Here is a 17,285-nt window from a genome sequence, read left to right on the forward strand (position 1 = left end):
TTTTGGTATGGTTTACGTTCTTGGATTGAATCAAGTTATCGAGATATAAAAAGTGATGGATGGCAGTGGCATAAAACTCGTTTAAGAGAACCAGATCGAGCCGAAAGAATTTGGTTAGCTATGGCAATAGCAACACTTTGGACAGTAACTGTAGGGAGTGAAGAACAGCACCATATATCAAAACAGTTCAAGGATAAACCTAAGCTGAATTCTTGTATAAATTCAAAATCGGATTTAAAGAAACAAGAGAGAAATATTTCTTGTTTTTTGCAAGGATTAATCAATATTATTGCCGATTTAGTTTGTGGTAAAGGGATTTCCTTAAATGGTTTATTTCCACGACAATCTTTTTCCATAAATACGTCTTGAACTATATAATTATTCTCTACCTTGTCTACTTTTCTTCTCTACCTTGTCTACTTTCCTTCCTTGTCCTCCTTGTCTTGTCCCCACCCTCAAGTAAAAAACCTACACCTGTCAGCTCTCCCCCGGTGGGAGAGGAGCTGGGGGTGAGGGGAGCAAGAAGGGAGCAAGAGGGAGTTCCCTCCCCTTGATAAGGGGAGGGTTAGGGTGGGGTTAGAGGAAAATGAGAGAAGTCAACAGACACAGCTTAAAAGCTTGCCAGTATTGCTTTTTACCCTAAGTTGACGCCAATGGTGACAGCGAAACCCAACACACAAACTGACTTAACATTAACCGTCATGAGGTGAATCCATGCAACTGCAAACAACGACAGTTGAAATCAAAACAGTCAAACCCTATTACACGCCAGAAGAATATTTAGAACTGGAAGAAAAAGCGGAGTACAAAAATGAATACCGCGATGGAGAAATTGTACCGATGACGGGTGGAACGACGAACCATAATAAACTAGCTCTCAATTTGGCTTCTCGCTTAAACTTGGCATTAGAAGATGAAGACTACGAGGTTTACATCAGTGATGTGAAATTGTGGATTCCCAAGTATCGGCAGTTTACCTATCCCGATATTATGGTTGTTCAGGGTCAGCCTATTTATTTTGGTTCAAATACCACAACCATTATGAATCCGTTGCTGATTGTTGAGGTGTTATCGAAATCAACCAGAGATTATGACCAAGGAGATAAGTTTCTTTATTATCGTTCAATTGCTGAGTTTAAGGAATATATTCTGATTGACCAAACCAAATATCATCTGATGCAGTATGCTCAATCCTCTGAGGGAAAATGGGTGTTAACGGAGTATGAATCAGAGGATTCTGTATTAACGCTTCAGTCGATTAATTTTAAAATTGCCTTGAGTCAGCTTTATAAGCTGATTAATTTTAATGAAAATGTGGAATAATAGCAAATCCGGGGAACGTCACCCATAGGAGTGCAAATCGCCAAAAACCTGTAGAGACGTTGCATGCAACGTCTCTACAATCTGGACATAACGGGGTTATGAATAGCTACTGTCGTGGCACACCTAAAATGGTAGATTAGAATTGTAGGGGCGCAAGGCTTGCGCCCGGTTTAAACGTCAAATCTATTCCACAATTTTAGCTGTGTCAGTCCACTACAATGAGAATAACTGGAGCTTAAAATAAGATGCCGACTCACCCAAAACGCCTCATAGAAGTTGACCTTCCCATCAAACGCATTTCTGCCCATGCACGGCGGGAAAAATCGATTCGTCACGGGCATATTTCAACCCTGCATATCTGGTGGGCGAGGCGACCTCTGGCGGCTTGTCGGGCGGTGATTTGTGCGGCTTTGTGGCTTGATCCCGTGGATGAATTGTGTCCCCAACGGTTTCGGGAAGACGCTACAGCCATTATTAATAATTTTGCCCAAAAAGCGGCAAGAGATTTGGCTAAGACTTGTGCGACAGAAACTTGGAAACGGTGGCAGGTTTTAGCGAAACCGGAAAATCAATTAGATGCTAAGAATCCTCAGCATCTCAATATTCTCCGTCATCGGTTATTAGACTTTATTGCAGATTTTGCCAATTGGGATAATTCGACACAGCCGGATTATTTAGAAACCAGTCGCGCTTTAACTCAAGCTGCCCATGAAGCCTTAGGGGGAATTGAGGGAACAAAGCCCTTAGTTGTTGACCCCTTTGCTGGGGGTGGGGCGATACCTTTGGAGGCTCTGCGGGTGGGGGCGGATGCGTTTGCTTCTGACTTAAATCCTGTGGCGGTACTGCTGAATAAAGTGGTGTTGGAATATATTCCTAAATATGGTCAGCAGTTGGCGGATGAGGTGCGGAAGTGGGGACAGTGGGTTAAGGAAGAAGCGGAGAAAGAGTTAGCTGAATTTTATCCCAAAGACCCCGATGGGGCGACACCGATTGCTTATTTATGGGCGAGAACGATTACTTGTGAGGGACCAGGATGTGGGGCAGAAGTGCCGTTAATGCGGAGTCTTTGGTTGGCAAAAAAGAAGAATCGCTCTATTGCTTTGCAGATAATTCCTAATTCGGAACATAAGCGAGTAGATTTTACAATTATTCAAAATGTTAAGGCGAAAGATGTAGGAGATGGGACAGTAAAACGAGGTTCTGCGACTTATCCCTGTTGTGGGTTTACGACTCCAGTCGCATCGGTGAGAAAGCAGTTAAAAGTAAGGAATGGTGGTGCTGATGATGCACGGTTGTTCTGTGTAGTGACGACTAGGCAAAAAGAGAAGGGACGGTTTTATAGATTACCGACAGAGAAAGATTTGGAGGTAGTTGGAAAAGCGAGGGATGAGTTAGAAACGCGGAAGCAGGAACATCAGGGAGAGTTGAGTTTAGTGCCGGATGAACCATTACCACCGCAGGGGGCTTTAGGTTTTCGCGTACAACTGTACGGGATGGAACAGTGGGGTAATTTATTTACATCTCGCCAATCTTTGGCGTTAATTACCTTGGTGAGGTTGATTAATGATGTGGGAGAAAAATTGGCTGATGGGGAGGATCAGGGGTTGGCGATCGCGGTTCAAACAGTTTTGAGTATTGGAGTGAGTAAAATAGCCGATTTAGTAAATTCTCTTGTGACATGGCAAATCACAATGGATCGCATTAGAAACTTATTCACAAGACAAGCAATTCCAATGGCGTGGGACTTTGCCGAGACTTCACCAGTTTCTAACGCAGCAGGTGATTATAGCGTGACTATTAAGAACGTTCTGGAAGTTTTAGATCGAGAAAGTACCATAGCCTATCCTGTTGCTTCCATAGAAAAAAGTTCAGCCGCTAATCCCCCTCTACCAGACAATTTCGCGCAAGGCTTCTTTTCAGACCCTCCCTACTGTCTCCTTCCTGGCACACTCATTCTCACCGATAAAGGATATAAACCCATTGAAACTATCCAAATAGGAGAAAAAGTTTTATCTCATCAGGGTCGATTTGTTCCCGTATCGCGGCTTTATCAGCGCCCTTACCAAGGTAACATTCAAAAACTCAGTATTACAGGGATCAACAGTCCTTTGTATATCACCCCAGAACATCCGGTTTATGGAATCCACACAGCGGATTGCCCTTATGCATTTAAGTATTGTCGCCCAACTTGCTCCTATTTAGCGCAGCAAGGTCATTGCAAACACCAAAAATTTGAAACCTATCAAGCAACCTGGATTCCTGCCAGTAAAATTCAACCTTATGACTTAATTGGGTTTCCCATCCTTCAAACTACCCTAAAGCCACAAGACTTGAAATTATCCGAAATTTTCACACCAGATAACTATACCTTAGACGGGAATCAATTGTTTTATGAGAAAATCAATCCCAAAACCTTAGCGGTTCGGCAAAAACTACAAACGTTAGAGCCGAAAAGAGGGGCTTTAATGGAACTAGCACGAGAATTAAAAGTTCGCCCAAATCTCGTCTATCGGCTTAATCAAGAACTTAACGCCTCAAAATCTCCGCTTCACCTCCAAACCAACATCATCAAAGTTGATAATCACTTATTAAAATTACTGGGCTATTTTGTTGCCGACGGTTACGCCAATTTAAGAAATGATGGTGGCACGGTGAATTTTACCTTTGCCTTACAACAAGACTATTTGGGGCAAGAAGTCACCAAGTTAATGGAGCGAGTATTTGGACTCAAGCCCGGAAAATCAACGAACAATCAATATGCCAACAATCGTAGTATTCGTTATAACTTCTATTCTAAGCCCGTTGCGGAATTTTTCAGAAATCTATGCTATGCAGATGACGGTTATAAAATTGTACCGAGTTGGGTTTTATATCTGCCCCAAAATTTACTCTGGTCTTTTATTGAAGGATTATGGAATGGAGATGGATATCGTTCCAGCCAAAAATATAGCTTAACCAACGTTTCTCCATACCTCATTGGTCAAACCCAGATAATTTTAAATAAACTGGGAATCATGACCAAACTTTATCGTGAAACGAAGTCCAGAAGTAATAGTGTTAACGGCAAAACCGTAAAAGGCAAGGGTCGCTTTTCCTTAGACATCTTAGGAGCCAGTTTATTAGAGCTAGCTGATAATATTGGGCTTCCTAAAACAGAAAACATAGAACGTCAATTTACAAGTCAACAAGGCTTTTTCAAAAATGGCTTCATCTGGAGACCCATTCGTAAAGTTGAAACGATTGCCTATACAGGAATGGTTTATAATCTATAAACATTAGATCATTCTTACACCACAGCAGCCGGATGTGTTCATAACTGTGATGCAGTTCCTTATGCAGATTTGTCCGACTTCTTTTATGTATGGTTAAAGCGTACTCTCGCCAACCCGTATCCCAGTTTATTCACTGACCTACTGACACCCAAGCAAGAAGAATGCATTGTTGACGAAGTAAAAGGCAAAGACCAAGCCTATTTTGAAAAAACGATGACTGACGCACTCGCCGAAGGGCAACGAATTTTAGCCCCAGATGGAGTGGGAATGATTGTCTTTGCCCATAAAGCGACTTCTAGTTGGGAAGCCCAACTGCAAGCCATGATAGATGCAGGTTGGACAATAACAGCATCATGGGCTATCGATACCGAAATGGGGACAAGATTACGCGCCATGAACTCAGCCGCCCTCGCCTCCTCCGTTCATCTCGTCTGTCGTCCCCGCAACACTACCGAAATTGGTGATTGGCGCGATGTTCTCCAAGAACTCCCCCAACGCATCCACGAATGGATGCCACGCCTCGCCTCAGAAGGCGTAGTCGGTGCTGATGCCATTTTCGCCTGTCTTGGTCCCGCCCTAGAAATCTTCTCCCGCTATTCCAGCGTGGAAAAAGCCAGTGGCGAAGAAGTCACCCTCAAAGACTACCTAGAATACGTTTGGGCAGCCGTGTCCAAAGAAGCCCTAAGCATGATTTTCACCGATGCCGATGCCACAGGTTTTGAAGAAGATGCCCGTCTCACCGCGATGTGGCTGTGGACACTTTCCACAGGAACCTCAGACACCACCAGCGACAGCAGCGAATCTCAACCAGACGACGACGAAGAAACCTCCAGCAAATCAACCAAAAGTAGCGGTTACATCCTAGAATTCGACGCTGCCCGTAAAATAGCCCAAGGACTTGGCGCACATCTAGAAAACCTGACAACTCTCGTCCAGATAAAAGGCAGTAAAGCCCAACTACTGCCCGTATCCGAACGCGCCGAGTACCTACTCCCCTCTCCTGCGAGGAGAAGGGCTGGGGGAGAGGTCAAAGCGCCAACCAAACGCAAAAAGAAAGGAAATCAACAACTTGCCATCCCCGGCTTACTCAACCAAACCGAATCGCCAGAAGCATCAACCGACTGGGGTGAAACCGCCGTGGAAAACTTAGGTAACACTGTATTAGACCGCATCCATCAAAGCATGATTCTCTTTGCCGCTGGACGCAGTGAAGCCCTCAAACGCTTCCTAGTTGACGATGGCGTCGGTGTCGAAGTCCGCTTCTGGAAACTCGCCCAAGCCCTCTCCGCCCTCTACCCCAATGGCACTGATGAAAAACGCTGGGTAGATGGAGTATTAGCAAGAAAGAAAGGACTGGGATTTTAACCCTTAGTGATACACTCCTAACCGAAGAATCAAGCTGTGTTAGGGTGTAAGGAAATGATTCCCGACTTCGATGAAAACGGCAAACTACCACCAGGAATCCACTGGGCAACATACTCAGAATTTACAGATAGATTCGGTACTACACTACGACGATTACGCTTGATAACTGGACTAAAACTAGCGATGGAGCAATTACAAGCAGCAGGTTGTCAATTTATATACATCAACGGAAGTTTCGTTACCGAAAAACCGAATCCGGGTGATTTTGATGCCTGCTGGGATGCGAATGGGGTTGATATCAACTACTTAGAATCTCTGGCTCCAGTTTTGTATAACCCACAACGCCAACAAAAAGCAAAGTACGGAGGTGAGTTTTTTCGGTCTGATTTGCCTGCTGATATTGATGGAACCTGTTATTTCGACTTTTTCCAATTTGATACCAGAACCAATACACCAAAAGGAATTATTGCTATAGATTTATCGAGGTGGAATGATGATTAAAGATGACCAACATTATCACAACATCCAATCCTGGGTGCAGAAATTTGAGCAATCCTTATCCCAGTTAGACCGGAATGAGAATGAGAAAGCTCAAAACAACCCCCAGTTGCGAGAAGCCTATAGGAATGGAATCCAAAGAAAACTTGACGACCTCAGAAAGGAAATGCAGGAGTATGAAACCCTCACCTCCCACAATCCCAAAATTCCATTAGTCCTCAACCTAGAAGATATCAATGACTTGCCTCTACTTCTAATCAAAGCTCGCATGGCAGCTAAACTCAGCCAAAAAGAATTGGCAGATTTAGCCGGACTTGAAGAGACACAAATTCAGGAGTATGAAGAGAAAGACTACGACACCGCTAGCTTCGTCGATGTCATGTCAGTATTTTATGCCTTAGATATAAACGTTCAAAAAGGTGAATTTTTAGTTCCTCTGGACACCCTAAGAAGAACCCCGATTACCAAAGAAGAATTGCTCTCGAAGACCCATTAATTTAACAACCAAGTAATCGGAAATGGTACAGAGTCTCGCCCACCAATGGCGAGAGTTTGTAGTAAGCGCTGTCTTCACTGCTGGCACTAAAGTGCCTACTACGAACCTAGCATTAATTGGAGAATAAAAATAATGGCACTCAAACCTTGGTATAGAATCGACAGCTTAACCCCCCGCGCCGACTTACGCGAAGGAAAACCCCTGGATGCTGCCGAATTTGCCGTACACCTAGACCAGGTGCGAAACCAAAGCGCCCCCGACGAGTATAAAACACCTGACCTTTTTTTTGAACGAACCTACCTGACCAAACATTTAACCGCCTTTGCCGCAGAAGTGGTGCGCCGTCTGTCTGGAGAAAAAACCCAAACCTCGGCTGTCTTCAACCTAGCCACCCAATTTGGCGGGGGCAAAACCCATGCCCTCACCTTGGTTTACCACTTAGCCGAAAATGGTGCTAATTCCCATCGTTGGGTTGGTGTTCGCAAAATCCTAGAACAGGCGGGTGTTCCCACAGTCCCCCAAGCCGCCACCGCTATTTTTGTGGGACAGCGGTTTGACCCCAGAGGCGGTGATGATGGGACGCCCTTACGCCAAACCCCTTGGGGGGAGATAGCTTGGCAATTGGCGGGTGAAAACGGCTTTAACCTATTTGCCCCCTTTGACCGCGATCGCATCTCACCGGGAGGAGATACCATTGCCAAGTTATTCGCCTTAGTCAATCAACCGATTCTGATTTTGATGGATGAGTTGATGAACTATGTTAGTCGCTACCGTAAGCAGGGACTAGGGAATCAACTGTATAACTTTTTACAAAATCTCTCCGAAGAAGCGCGATCGCACAATAATGTCGTTCTCGCCGTCTCGATTCCCGCCTCTGAGTTAGAGATGACGGCGGAAGACGAAGCCGACTATACCCGATTGAGAAAACTACTGAACCGTCTAGGGAAAGCGATTATCATTTCCGCCGAAGCGGAGACATCAGAAATCATTCGTCGTCGCTTATTCGAGTGGAATGCCCAAGCTGTCACCGCCGATGGTAGAATCATGCTGCCCCATGACGCGATCGCCACCTGTAATGACTACGCCGATTGGGTGGTTGAATACCGACAGCAGTTACCCCAATGGTTTCCCATCGATAACGCCAGCGAAGCCTTCCAAGCCACCTATCCTTTCCATCCAATTGTCCTCTCAGTCTTTGAACGCAAATGGCAGGCAATGCCCCAATTCCAGCGCACCAGAGGCATTCTCAGTATGCTAGCGCTTTGGGTATCCCATGCCTATCAAGAAGGCTACAAAGGTGCCTATCGTGACCCACTCATTACCTTAGGAACTGCCCCCCTGAATGACCCCCTGTTCCGGGCGGCGGTATTTGAACAACTCGGACAAGACCGACTTGAGGGTGCAATTACAACCGATATCTGTGGTAGAAAAGACTCCCACGCCACCCGTCTAGATAAAGAAGCCGTAGACGCGATCAAAACCTCTCGACTCCACCGCAAAGTCATGACCACCATTTTCTTTGAATCCAACGGTGGGTGTCTGCGCGAACAAGCCACCATTCCAGAAATTCGCCTCGCTGTCGCCGAACCCAATTTAGACATCGGCAACGTGGAAACCGTCTTGGAAACCCTAGCAGCAAATTGTTATTATCTCGCCATCGAAAAGAACCGTTATCGCTTCAGTTTATCCCCCAACTTAAACAAACTCTTAGCTGACCGCCGTGCCAATATTCAAACCTCACGCATCGATGAACAGGTTCGCACGACGATTCAAAAAGTATTTACAACGATTCCTGGGGTTCAGCTAGTTCCCTTCCCGGAAAAACCCAATGATATTGACCAACGACCCATACTAACTCTGGCGTATCTCTCACCTGACCATGCTTTCGACCACAGCGACACCCTAAAACGGGTTGAATCCATGATCAGGGAAGTCGGGACATCAGACCGCACCTTCAAAAGTGCGATAATTTTTGCGATCGCCGATTCCGACACTACCCTGCGAGAAGAAGCCCGTAAGGTTCTCGCCTGGGAAGACATCCGCGACCAAGAATTAACCACTCTCGACGAAAGCCAGCAGAGTCAACTCACGCTGAACCTGAAGAAAGCCCAGCGCGACCTCTCTGAAGCCGTATGGCGCTCCTATAAACATATCATCCTGTTAGGCAAAGACAACAAGCTGCGCCACATTGACCTAGGTTTAATCACCTCCAGTTCCGGTTCCGATAAATCAATCGTCAGTCTCATCATCAACCGCCTACGCGCCGATGGGGATGTCGAAGATGCAATTAGTCCCCGATTCCTCGTTCGCAACTGGTCTCCAGCCTTTGAGGAATGGAGTACCAAAGCCGTGCGAGATGCCTTTTTTGCCTCCCCTCAATTCCCGCGACTGCTGAGAGTTGACGCGGTGAAAGATGCGATCGCTCGTGGTGTAAAAGATGGTACATTAGCTTATGTCGGCAAAACCTCGCGCGATCGCTACGAACCCTTTTTTTATCAGACTGAACTCGCCGCCAGGGACATTGAAATTTCCGATGACCTCTTTATCATCAAAGCGGAAACCGCCGCCGCCTACCAGCAACGAATTACCGACCCACCCAAATTAACACGTTTAGTTATTTCTCCCCAGCCTGTCCAACTTGAACCCGCTAAAAAGCAGGCATTTGTCGTCAAAGGTTTCGACCAATATGACACAGAAATTCCCCTGGATTCAGTGCAATGGCAAGCAACTGGCGGGACGATTGGCGGGACGATTGACAGCGATGGCGTACTTCAAGCCGGAAATGACGCCGGAAATTTCACCGTCACCGCCACGGTTGGGAATGTTAGCGAGATAGCGCGATTTACGGTTACTATTCCCCAGCCACCCAACTCAACCGATAAGGGCGACAAAGGTGATCAGGACGACAAAGACACAACTCCCACCGAATTGAAATGGAAAGGCGAAATTACTCCCCAAAAATGGATGAACTTTTACACACGAGTCCTCTCTAAATTCGCTTCAGATCGGCAGCTTAAGCTAACCCTAAACGTGGAATTTTCGGTTGAGGGAGAGGTTTCACCCCAGAAAACTGAAGAAACCAAAGTGGCGCTGCAAGAACTTGGGTTAGACAGTGATTTGGAGGAAGACGAATGACGATCCTTATTCAGCAGCCCCTAATTAGCTGAACTCACTTATTCCACCGTGACTGATTTTGCCAAATTCCGAGGCTGATCCACATCTAAACCCCGCCGCGCTGCAATGTGATATGCCAAAAGCTGTAAGGGCATCACGGCTAAAATTGGAGACAATAATTCTTCAACAACGGGTACCGATAATAAAATATCAAACGTTTGAGCCGCTTCTGGATCATGCATGGGTGTCACCCCAATTAATCGCGCATCTCGCGCCTTGGCTTCTTGGGCATTAGATAGCACCTTTTCATACACAGTACCCGGCATCGCGATCGCAACCACGGGAACTTTAGAATCTAATAGGGCAATAGGTCCGTGTTTCATCTCCCCTGCTGGATACCCTTCAGCGTGAATATAGCTAATTTCTTTCAGTTTCAACGCCCCTTCTAAAGCGATAGGGAAATTAATCCCACGCCCCAAAAAGATGAAATCTTGGGTTTCGGCAAACTCATGGGCTAATTCTTCCAGATAATGTTCCTGATGCGATAACACCAACTCAATCTGGGAGGGAAGTTGACGCAACCCAGCAATAATTTCGGCAATCCGTGACGGAGGTAGGGTTTGGCGTTGATAGGCTAAATCCAGCGCTAAACAGTAAAATACCACCAATTGAGTGACAAAGGTTTTCGTTGCCGCAACACCAATTTCCATTCCCGCAAACGTCTCAATAATATGCGGGACTAAATGCGCCAGAGAACTCTCGGAACGATTGGTAATCCCCACCAGTCGCGGCTGATACTCTTGTCCTAAACCAGTACGCCGTCGTTTTTCCATCTCCAACGCGGCTAAGGTATCAGCAGTTTCTCCTGATTGAGTAACGCCAATGGTGAGGGTATTGCGCGTCAAGGGTGAGGGGGCATAGCGGAATTCTGAGGCATATTGTACCATCGTGGGAATTCCAGCGAGTTGTTCGATCAGGTATTTCCCGACAAGACTGGCGTGCCAACTGGTACCACATGCCAAGATCTGGACGTGTTCTAAGTTTTCATACAACGATTCAGGAAGTCCCAATTGTATTGGCGTGGTTGTGGATGGGGTGTCTCCGGCGACTGGGTTTTGATCAGGTATTGGGCTACTGCTATCATTTTCTCCCGCAGACCAATCACTGCTAATATAAGCTTCTAAACAAGTTCGCACTACACCCGGTTGCTCAAAAATTTCTTTGAGCATGAAATGACGGAATCCCTGTTTTTCCACTTGTACAGGATTCCAGTTGAGGGTACGGGGGAATTTGCGAAGACGTTCCCCGTTAAAGTTATAAACTTCTGCCCCTAGGGGGGTTAACCGTGCCAGTTCCCCATTCTCTAGGTTCAACACGGCATGGGTGTGGGGGACAAGGGCGGGAGTATCGGAGGCACAGAAGAATTCCCCTTGACCAAATCCCAGGATCAAAGGAGCCTGTTGTCGTGCGACAATCAGTTCATCGGGATAGTCGGCACAAATAATCGCGATCGCAAACGCCCCATGGAGTTGATTCACCGCTTGGCGCACGGCGTCTAAAAAGGCATTCGGGTGTTGAAAATCCGGGGTTGAGGGTTCGGGGAGAAACTCGGCAATCAGGTGGGGAATCACTTCGGTATCGGTATCAGAACGGAATTCATGTCCCCGTTTTTTCAAGTCTTCCCGTAATTCCCGATAGTTTTCCACGATGCCATTTTGCACCACCGCCACGCGCTGATGGGTATCGGTATGAGGATGGGCATTATATTCTTCCGGTTTTCCGTGAGTTGCCCAACGGGTATGTCCAATACCAAGTCGGGCTTGGTTATCGGTACGTTCCAGTTTTTCTCGTAAATTGTAGAGTTTGCCTTTAGCGCGAACGCACTGAATCTCTCCTTCCCAAACGGTGGCAATTCCGGCAGAATCATAGCCTCGATATTCGAGTCGTTCTAACCCTGCCATTAAAATATCTGTTGCTGGTTGCGTGCCGATATAACCGACGATTCCACACATTGAACTGCTCACTCCTCAAACATTATGCCTTCAACGTGTTCGCGGGAGTCCTCGGATTCAACGAAGTAATCCGAGGCGGGATAGCGGGACGCTGGAAGAATGGAGACGTCCATCTCCTTTACGCTACACATAAGCCGTTATTCCTCCTGATTAACTCGACTTTACTGGGGGCAAATTGCCCAATACGTTTCCAGGTGTAGTCACAAACAGAGATATTTTTGGTATCTTTAGTTTTAGTGAATCCGCCGACGTAGCCAATATAGACTTTTCCGGCTTTTTCGGCTTTTACCAAGTCACCAATCTTAACTCCAAACGGGGTGATTGTCCCACCTTTGCGCTTCCTTTTTCCTGACTTGTCCGGCACTTCAAAGTGCAATTGACGGCGGAAAAAACCATACTCTTTCCCCCGTTTTACTGCGCCAGGACGGGTAATGATGTTGAATGGGGAGGGAGTGATATTGACGCTGCCAAAGTGAGTGTAACCGCGAGAGTTAGAGCCATTAAACGGGACATACTTGATGAAATACCCGCAAGCCAATGCCACTCCATCAACTGCGTGGGTCTCCGGTTTGGCTATAGATTTGTTGGTCTTATCCTTCTCTAGACCTAGTTGGCTTCGGAGTTGAGATGTGCCGTTCCCATCCTTTGAGAAGCCTTCGCGGACGTAGACAGGGGCGATTTTTTCCATCTGGGATATTGCCCAATTGTTGACCAGTCATCACCGGAGAGAAACCTTTGCCCGACTTGGCGCGTTTGCGTTGGGAAAAGTCTATGTCAGCTCTAACTCGCTCATAGCCAATTGCAGTTACCGGGAATATCGCCGCCAACTCTTTGACTACCCTTAACTCCAACTGCCGTGAGGCTTTAATGGATGGGGGGAGTTTGCACTGTTTGCGATTGTCGAACCTGCATTGGCGGTGGTTACGCAGTTTAAACGGAACGTCCCGGTTAATCCTTCTGCCTCGCCGAGACCGTCGTAGCATGGCGCGGGTCTCCATCCGCTTTTTAACGCGACCAAATGGAAGGATAAGATGCAATTGTAGCAGGGTACATTTAGCCGACTGGACACCGACGCCAGAGTACGACTTTCCCGGATCTACCCCAACAGCAATCGGTTGCACTGCTAGGCGCGATGGTGCGGTAAGTTGAACGTGGTATACGCCCAAGTCCGACCATTTCCCGACCGCTTTGCCCTCTTTTATCCACCGCCTAGCCCTGGATGGCTTGGTGGGCATCAAGGTTTTTCCCTCTTTACTAACTATTAGTAGAGATACAGAAACATTACCATGCAAGCCACAGCTCGAATACCAATGCCCCTGTATCCCTACAATGGTATAGATTGGTTTCAAAACACCGTTAGTAGGCAAGACCCATACTGCGGGTGGTTTCAGCGCCAAGATAAACCCGAACGCTCAAGAAATCAGTCGGACAAGCGGTTTCGCAGCGCTTGCAACCGATACAATCTTCAGTACGTGGAGACGAGGCAATCTGACTAGCTTTACAGCCATCCCAGGGTACCATCTCCAACACATCGAGGGGACAAGCCCGTACACATTGGGTGCAACCGATGCAAGTGTCGTAAATTTTGACGCTATGAGACATAGAATAACGACTCCAAACGAGAATTATCGGTGATTGAGTTAGATATCCTCCCCACGCTAACCCTAATTAAGGATAGTCAGGGATTCTAATGGCATACTGTTTACCTGATGACTCAGGTAAGGTGGTCACAGTCCCAACTTTTGACAAGCGCCCGTTATCCCTTATTCAAGTTAACGGTAGGTTCTGTGACAGTACGCAATCTATTATTGCAGATGGATCTGCTCACACACGGGCGATCGCTCTCGCCGTCTAATCAACGATTATGACAGGAGTATTCTCGCCGATCGCAGTAAGACAGACAATGGATTAAGGCTTAGTGTACCGCAGCGCTCTCATCTGTTTGAGCATTAAGTTACAGAACTTCAAACTCTGTAACATTTGCGGGTAATTTAAAGCGGACACATAGAGAATAACGGCAAAAAAGTCAAGTACAATTATGTCATCAATCTTAGAAAACAAAGACCAACAACATCCCCAAGAAAAGAGCGATCGCGCCCTAGTGGATCGTCTCTTGGAAATCAAAGCAGATCCGACGGATTACCAGTTGACGGAATTGGCGCGATTACGGATTCGCTATTCTCGGTTTCCTGGCGCTAGGGAAATTCAACAGGGGCTGGAAAGGATTCTCCAGCAGTGGAATTTGACAGAAGAACAGTTATTTGAGTTAACCCGTCACATCCACAGCCAGGGTCATGTTTACAAGCAACCCAAGTCTGTCGAGAGCCAAGATGACTGGACTTAGCATTAAGGACAATAAAAGTTAACGGCTGAGATCGTCATTCGTCATTCGTCATTCGTCATTCGTCATTCGTCAGGGAATAGGGAACAGTTAACAGGTAAGGTAAAGTTTTGAGTTAACTTCCCCAGCTTCCCCAGCTTCCCCAGCTTCCCCGGCTTCCCCAGCTTCCCCAGCTCCCCCTGCTCCCCCAGCTCCCCCTGCTCCCCCAGCTCCCCCTGCTCCCCCAGCTCCCCCTGCTCTCCTTAATCCGTATCCGCCACTGACTTTTTAGGAATTGGCGGCAATTTTTCCAGGATATGGTGATGGTGATTCAGTTTATGTTTAGACTCAGCCAACTCCTCATCAATGGATTTTGGATTAAGCTCACGGGATTTATCCACTACCTGAACCGCCGCCGTTGTAATTTCAGAACTGGCGGCTTCTACAACTTGTGCTACCTCAATTTGCTGTTCCAATTGTTCCGTGGAAGAAACAAGTTCACTAAGTCCATTGACTAATTCTTTGAGATTTTGACGGAACGCCGGATCACCCGTTAAATCTTCCAAATCAGATGTAATCTTTTGCGTATTTTCAAAGGTTACCCGTGCTGAATCTAATAGCTGTTGCAAGACGATAGCAGTGCTGGGACTGTCCAGGGAATTGGATATATCGCGTAGATCAGCCGATAACTCCGCTGCATTAGCAGAGAGGGCGACTAAATTTTCGGAGGCGGTTTCGACGTTTTCGATAATGGTGCTGACATCCGCTTGATCGACTTGTGCATTGACTAAATCAATCGTCGTGTTGACATTTTCTAGGGTTGGTCTCAAATCGCTTAACAGAACGCGCAACTGTTCGCTGGTTTGACCCACACTGGTTAAGGTTCCGACTAAAACTGCTCGATTTCTGCTGACTAAATCATTCGTTGAGGCAATTAATCGATTGAGTTGCACGGCTGTCTGACTAAATTGATCTGCTGTATCGCCAATGCGTTGAGTTGTCTGGGTAGCCGCTGTGGTAATCGCATCAGACGCCTGAGAAAATCCGCCGACTTCTTGACGCACCGAACGCGATAATAAGGATAATTCACCCGCAAGTTGAGCGATACCACTGGCAGCGAGGGAGGCATTTTGGGCAAGAGTGTTGATGTTATTAAAAAATTGCGGATCGGTATAGATAGTCGTTAAGCGCTCAGTATTGCGGAGAAGTTCAATAAAGCTCACCCCAATCTCACCCTGAATCTGCTCACCTTCACAAATAATCACATCTGAATTGCATTCAGAACTTAGAGGTTCCATCGACTGGATATCAGTGGACAATTCCCGGAGTGGAGTAATATCTACCGAGGTTTCACCAATTAAACCCGATTGATTGGCTTCAATGGCAACATCTTCTGGGATCACTAAGTCTTCTGATGCAATTTCGATGGTGACATCAACGCCGTTGGTTGTGGCTTCAATATCAGTAATGTTGCCCACATCAACCCCGCGATAGCGCACGGTGGCTCCTTCTTTCATCCCAGCGACGTTAGGAAAGTTGACGACAAAGCTGTAACTGCGATCGCCAAACTTCAAACCCCGAATCCAAACAGCCAAGCCAGCAAGCACGGCGAGTCCAACTAGAATTAATAAGCCAACGGAGCCTTCTCGAATGGTTCGCGATCGCATGATTTCTCCTCACTGTACCGCTTCTAAAAACCTAGACAAACCTACCCACAAGTAATTCTGTCTTGGTATAAGTCCACGGTGTAACTTTTGGTCGATAACCGTTAACGCTTACACTTGGCTGATACCCGGCATTGTTGCTCGATATCAGCCTTAACCAACGGCTCCCAGTTAGAGACACTATAGTAATCGTGTCTACGATTGACTACAGGGCATCGACCAATAAAACTATTAAATTTATATAGAGCACTCCATACGTGCTTTCTCGGATTCACTCCGAGATAGGCGGACACAGAGCGCGGCAATCTCTCACTCAAATTCATGCCTCTTCTGGCAATTGCTAGGGCAGCTGCCACATCAGACGATAGTCCATACATCCGACTATATTTAACCAATCCAATCAAACTCGTGTAAGCTGGATTGACCAACTGAAGAGCTATTCCTCGGTTGGATAAAATCGATGAAAAAATATTATAAAAACGACTGTATGCCCAGGCAGAAAGCATTCGAGCATATTTTTTGCCACGCTCTCTTAATTGAGCTTTCTTTGTCGAAAAATCTAATCTTTCACACAGAATCGGGCTCTGAAAACTCCTGGCTAAATCTGCCAATTTCAAACAAACATCTACAATTTGAGCATCTTGTTTGCCTGTGGGCAAACCCGTCTGAAAAGGAAGAGTTCCCTGAGCTTTTAAATTTCCTTGACCATCAACATAAGCCCAACCGATAGAACTAGGATTTAGATCGATACCCAGGGCACCATACTGAATTTCTCTACTAACTTTCTCCACCGCTGCGGGTGTGAATTGAACAGCGACCACCCAGCGATTATCCTTTCTATAGAAGTGCCAGGTTTTCGCACCGCTACTGGGTAATCTATTAATCTTTCTTGAGAAGCTGCCAATTTTTGATCTGACATATTTCCCAAATTTTGCTTCCAGACAACCGGGGACTCTCAACTTGATCGTCTCCCCAGACCATTGACAAGTTTGATTCCCATAACTTTCATCCTTGGAACCAACAATAAATAGTTCCCCTCTGGATACCTTCACTCTAATTTTCGCCGATTTCAGATGTTTAACTTGATTTTGAAGTCGGTGGATATATCGCTTTTTATGATGCAGACCTTGACGCAGATGATACCAGTTAGTTTTTCTCGTCTTCAGGTTTGACGACAAGGGAAAATTACAGCCGTTTTTGGAGGCTTTCCAGTTCTTTTTT

General features: G+C 46.4%; 10 protein-coding genes and 3 pseudogenes. 8 read left to right on the top strand and 5 right to left on the bottom strand.

What is annotated here, in order from left to right; translation table 11 throughout:
* The 7 genes and pseudogenes from RIC07_RS01590 to RIC07_RS01620 form a co-directional block, all read left to right on the top strand.
* Positions 1 to 369, top strand: a pseudogene (locus RIC07_RS01590) (transposase); the annotation flags it as partial.
* A gap of 345 nt (positions 370 to 714) precedes the next feature.
* Positions 715 to 1,323 carry a Uma2 family endonuclease gene (locus RIC07_RS01595; protein ID WP_446392980.1) on the top strand — a complete coding sequence of 203 codons (609 nt, stop codon included), beginning with the start codon at positions 715 to 717 and terminating at the stop codon, positions 1,321 to 1,323.
* 245 nt (positions 1,324 to 1,568) lie between these two features.
* Positions 1,569 to 4,595, top strand: coding sequence for a DUF1156 domain-containing protein (locus RIC07_RS01600; RefSeq protein ID WP_446392981.1), 3,027 nt, complete (start codon positions 1,569 to 1,571; stop codon positions 4,593 to 4,595).
* A gap of 48 nt (positions 4,596 to 4,643) precedes the next feature.
* Positions 4,644 to 5,960 (top strand): annotated as a pseudogene (locus RIC07_RS01605) (DUF1156 domain-containing protein); the annotation flags it as partial.
* 54 nt (positions 5,961 to 6,014) lie between these two features.
* Complete coding sequence (locus tag RIC07_RS01610; RefSeq protein WP_446392982.1) at positions 6,015 to 6,461, top strand: DUF6932 family protein; 447 nt, start codon at positions 6,015 to 6,017, stop codon at positions 6,459 to 6,461.
* Positions 6,451 to 6,954: a helix-turn-helix domain-containing protein gene (locus RIC07_RS01615; RefSeq protein WP_446392983.1), complete on the top strand. Its 504-nt coding sequence runs from the start codon at positions 6,451 to 6,453 to the stop codon at positions 6,952 to 6,954. The genes RIC07_RS01610 and RIC07_RS01615 overlap by 11 nt, the downstream gene beginning before the upstream one ends.
* Before the next feature lie 132 nt (positions 6,955 to 7,086).
* A complete protein-coding gene (locus RIC07_RS01620) occupies positions 7,087 to 10,089 on the top strand; it encodes an ATP-binding protein (protein ID WP_446392984.1) in 3,003 nt (1,000 codons plus the stop codon).
* 38 nt (positions 10,090 to 10,127) lie between these two features.
* Here RIC07_RS01620 and glmS read toward each other — a convergent pair whose 3' ends face one another.
* From glmS to psaC, 3 genes and pseudogenes are all read right to left on the bottom strand, one after another.
* Positions 10,128 to 12,080 carry a glutamine--fructose-6-phosphate transaminase (isomerizing) gene (gene glmS, locus RIC07_RS01625; protein ID WP_446392985.1) on the bottom strand — a complete coding sequence of 651 codons (1,953 nt, stop codon included), beginning with the start codon at positions 12,078 to 12,080 and terminating at the stop codon, positions 10,128 to 10,130.
* A gap of 118 nt (positions 12,081 to 12,198) precedes the next feature.
* A pseudogene (locus tag RIC07_RS01630) lies at positions 12,199 to 13,315 on the bottom strand (RRXRR domain-containing protein).
* A 121-nt stretch (positions 13,316 to 13,436) separates the two neighbouring features.
* On the bottom strand, positions 13,437 to 13,682 hold the full coding sequence (gene psaC, locus RIC07_RS01635; protein WP_071777200.1) for a photosystem I iron-sulfur center protein PsaC: 246 nt from the start codon (positions 13,680 to 13,682) through the stop codon (positions 13,437 to 13,439).
* A 436-nt stretch (positions 13,683 to 14,118) separates the two neighbouring features.
* Here psaC and RIC07_RS01640 point away from each other — a divergent pair, with 436 nt between their 5' ends.
* Positions 14,119 to 14,424: a DUF3288 family protein gene (locus RIC07_RS01640; protein ID WP_446392986.1), complete on the top strand. Its 306-nt coding sequence runs from the start codon at positions 14,119 to 14,121 to the stop codon at positions 14,422 to 14,424.
* Between the two features lie 239 nt (positions 14,425 to 14,663).
* Here the strand turns inward: RIC07_RS01640 and RIC07_RS01645 are convergent, their stop codons facing one another.
* On the bottom strand, positions 14,664 to 16,067 hold the full coding sequence (locus tag RIC07_RS01645; protein ID WP_446392987.1) for an MlaD family protein: 1,404 nt from the start codon (positions 16,065 to 16,067) through the stop codon (positions 14,664 to 14,666).
* Positions 16,068 to 16,168: 101 nt separating this feature from the next.
* On the bottom strand, positions 16,169 to 17,285 hold a 1,117-nt coding region (locus tag RIC07_RS01650), incomplete at its 5' end, for a hypothetical protein (protein ID WP_446392988.1).

It is taken from the genome of Coleofasciculus sp. E1-EBD-02, assembly GCF_040218245.1.
Lineage (GTDB): Bacteria > Cyanobacteriota > Cyanobacteriia > Cyanobacteriales > Coleofasciculaceae > Coleofasciculus.

Excerpts from the sequence above, each read along its gene's own strand:
- RIC07_RS01595 (WP_446392980.1), top strand. The coding sequence starts at position 715 with ATGCAACTGCAAACAACGACAGTTGAAATCAAAACAGTCAAACCCTAT.
- RIC07_RS01600 (WP_446392981.1), top strand. The coding sequence starts at position 1,569 with ATGCCGACTCACCCAAAACGCCTCATAGAAGTTGACCTTCCCATCAAA.
- RIC07_RS01610 (WP_446392982.1), top strand. The coding sequence starts at position 6,015 with ATGATTCCCGACTTCGATGAAAACGGCAAACTACCACCAGGAATCCAC.
- RIC07_RS01615 (WP_446392983.1), top strand. The coding sequence starts at position 6,451 with ATGATGATTAAAGATGACCAACATTATCACAACATCCAATCCTGGGTG.
- RIC07_RS01620 (WP_446392984.1), top strand. The coding sequence starts at position 7,087 with ATGGCACTCAAACCTTGGTATAGAATCGACAGCTTAACCCCCCGCGCC.
- glmS (WP_446392985.1), bottom strand. The coding sequence starts at position 12,080 with ATGTGTGGAATCGTCGGTTATATCGGCACGCAACCAGCAACAGATATT.
- psaC (WP_071777200.1), bottom strand. The coding sequence starts at position 13,682 with ATGTCTCATAGCGTCAAAATTTACGACACTTGCATCGGTTGCACCCAA.
- RIC07_RS01640 (WP_446392986.1), top strand. The coding sequence starts at position 14,119 with ATGTCATCAATCTTAGAAAACAAAGACCAACAACATCCCCAAGAAAAG.
- RIC07_RS01645 (WP_446392987.1), bottom strand. The coding sequence starts at position 16,067 with ATGCGATCGCGAACCATTCGAGAAGGCTCCGTTGGCTTATTAATTCTA.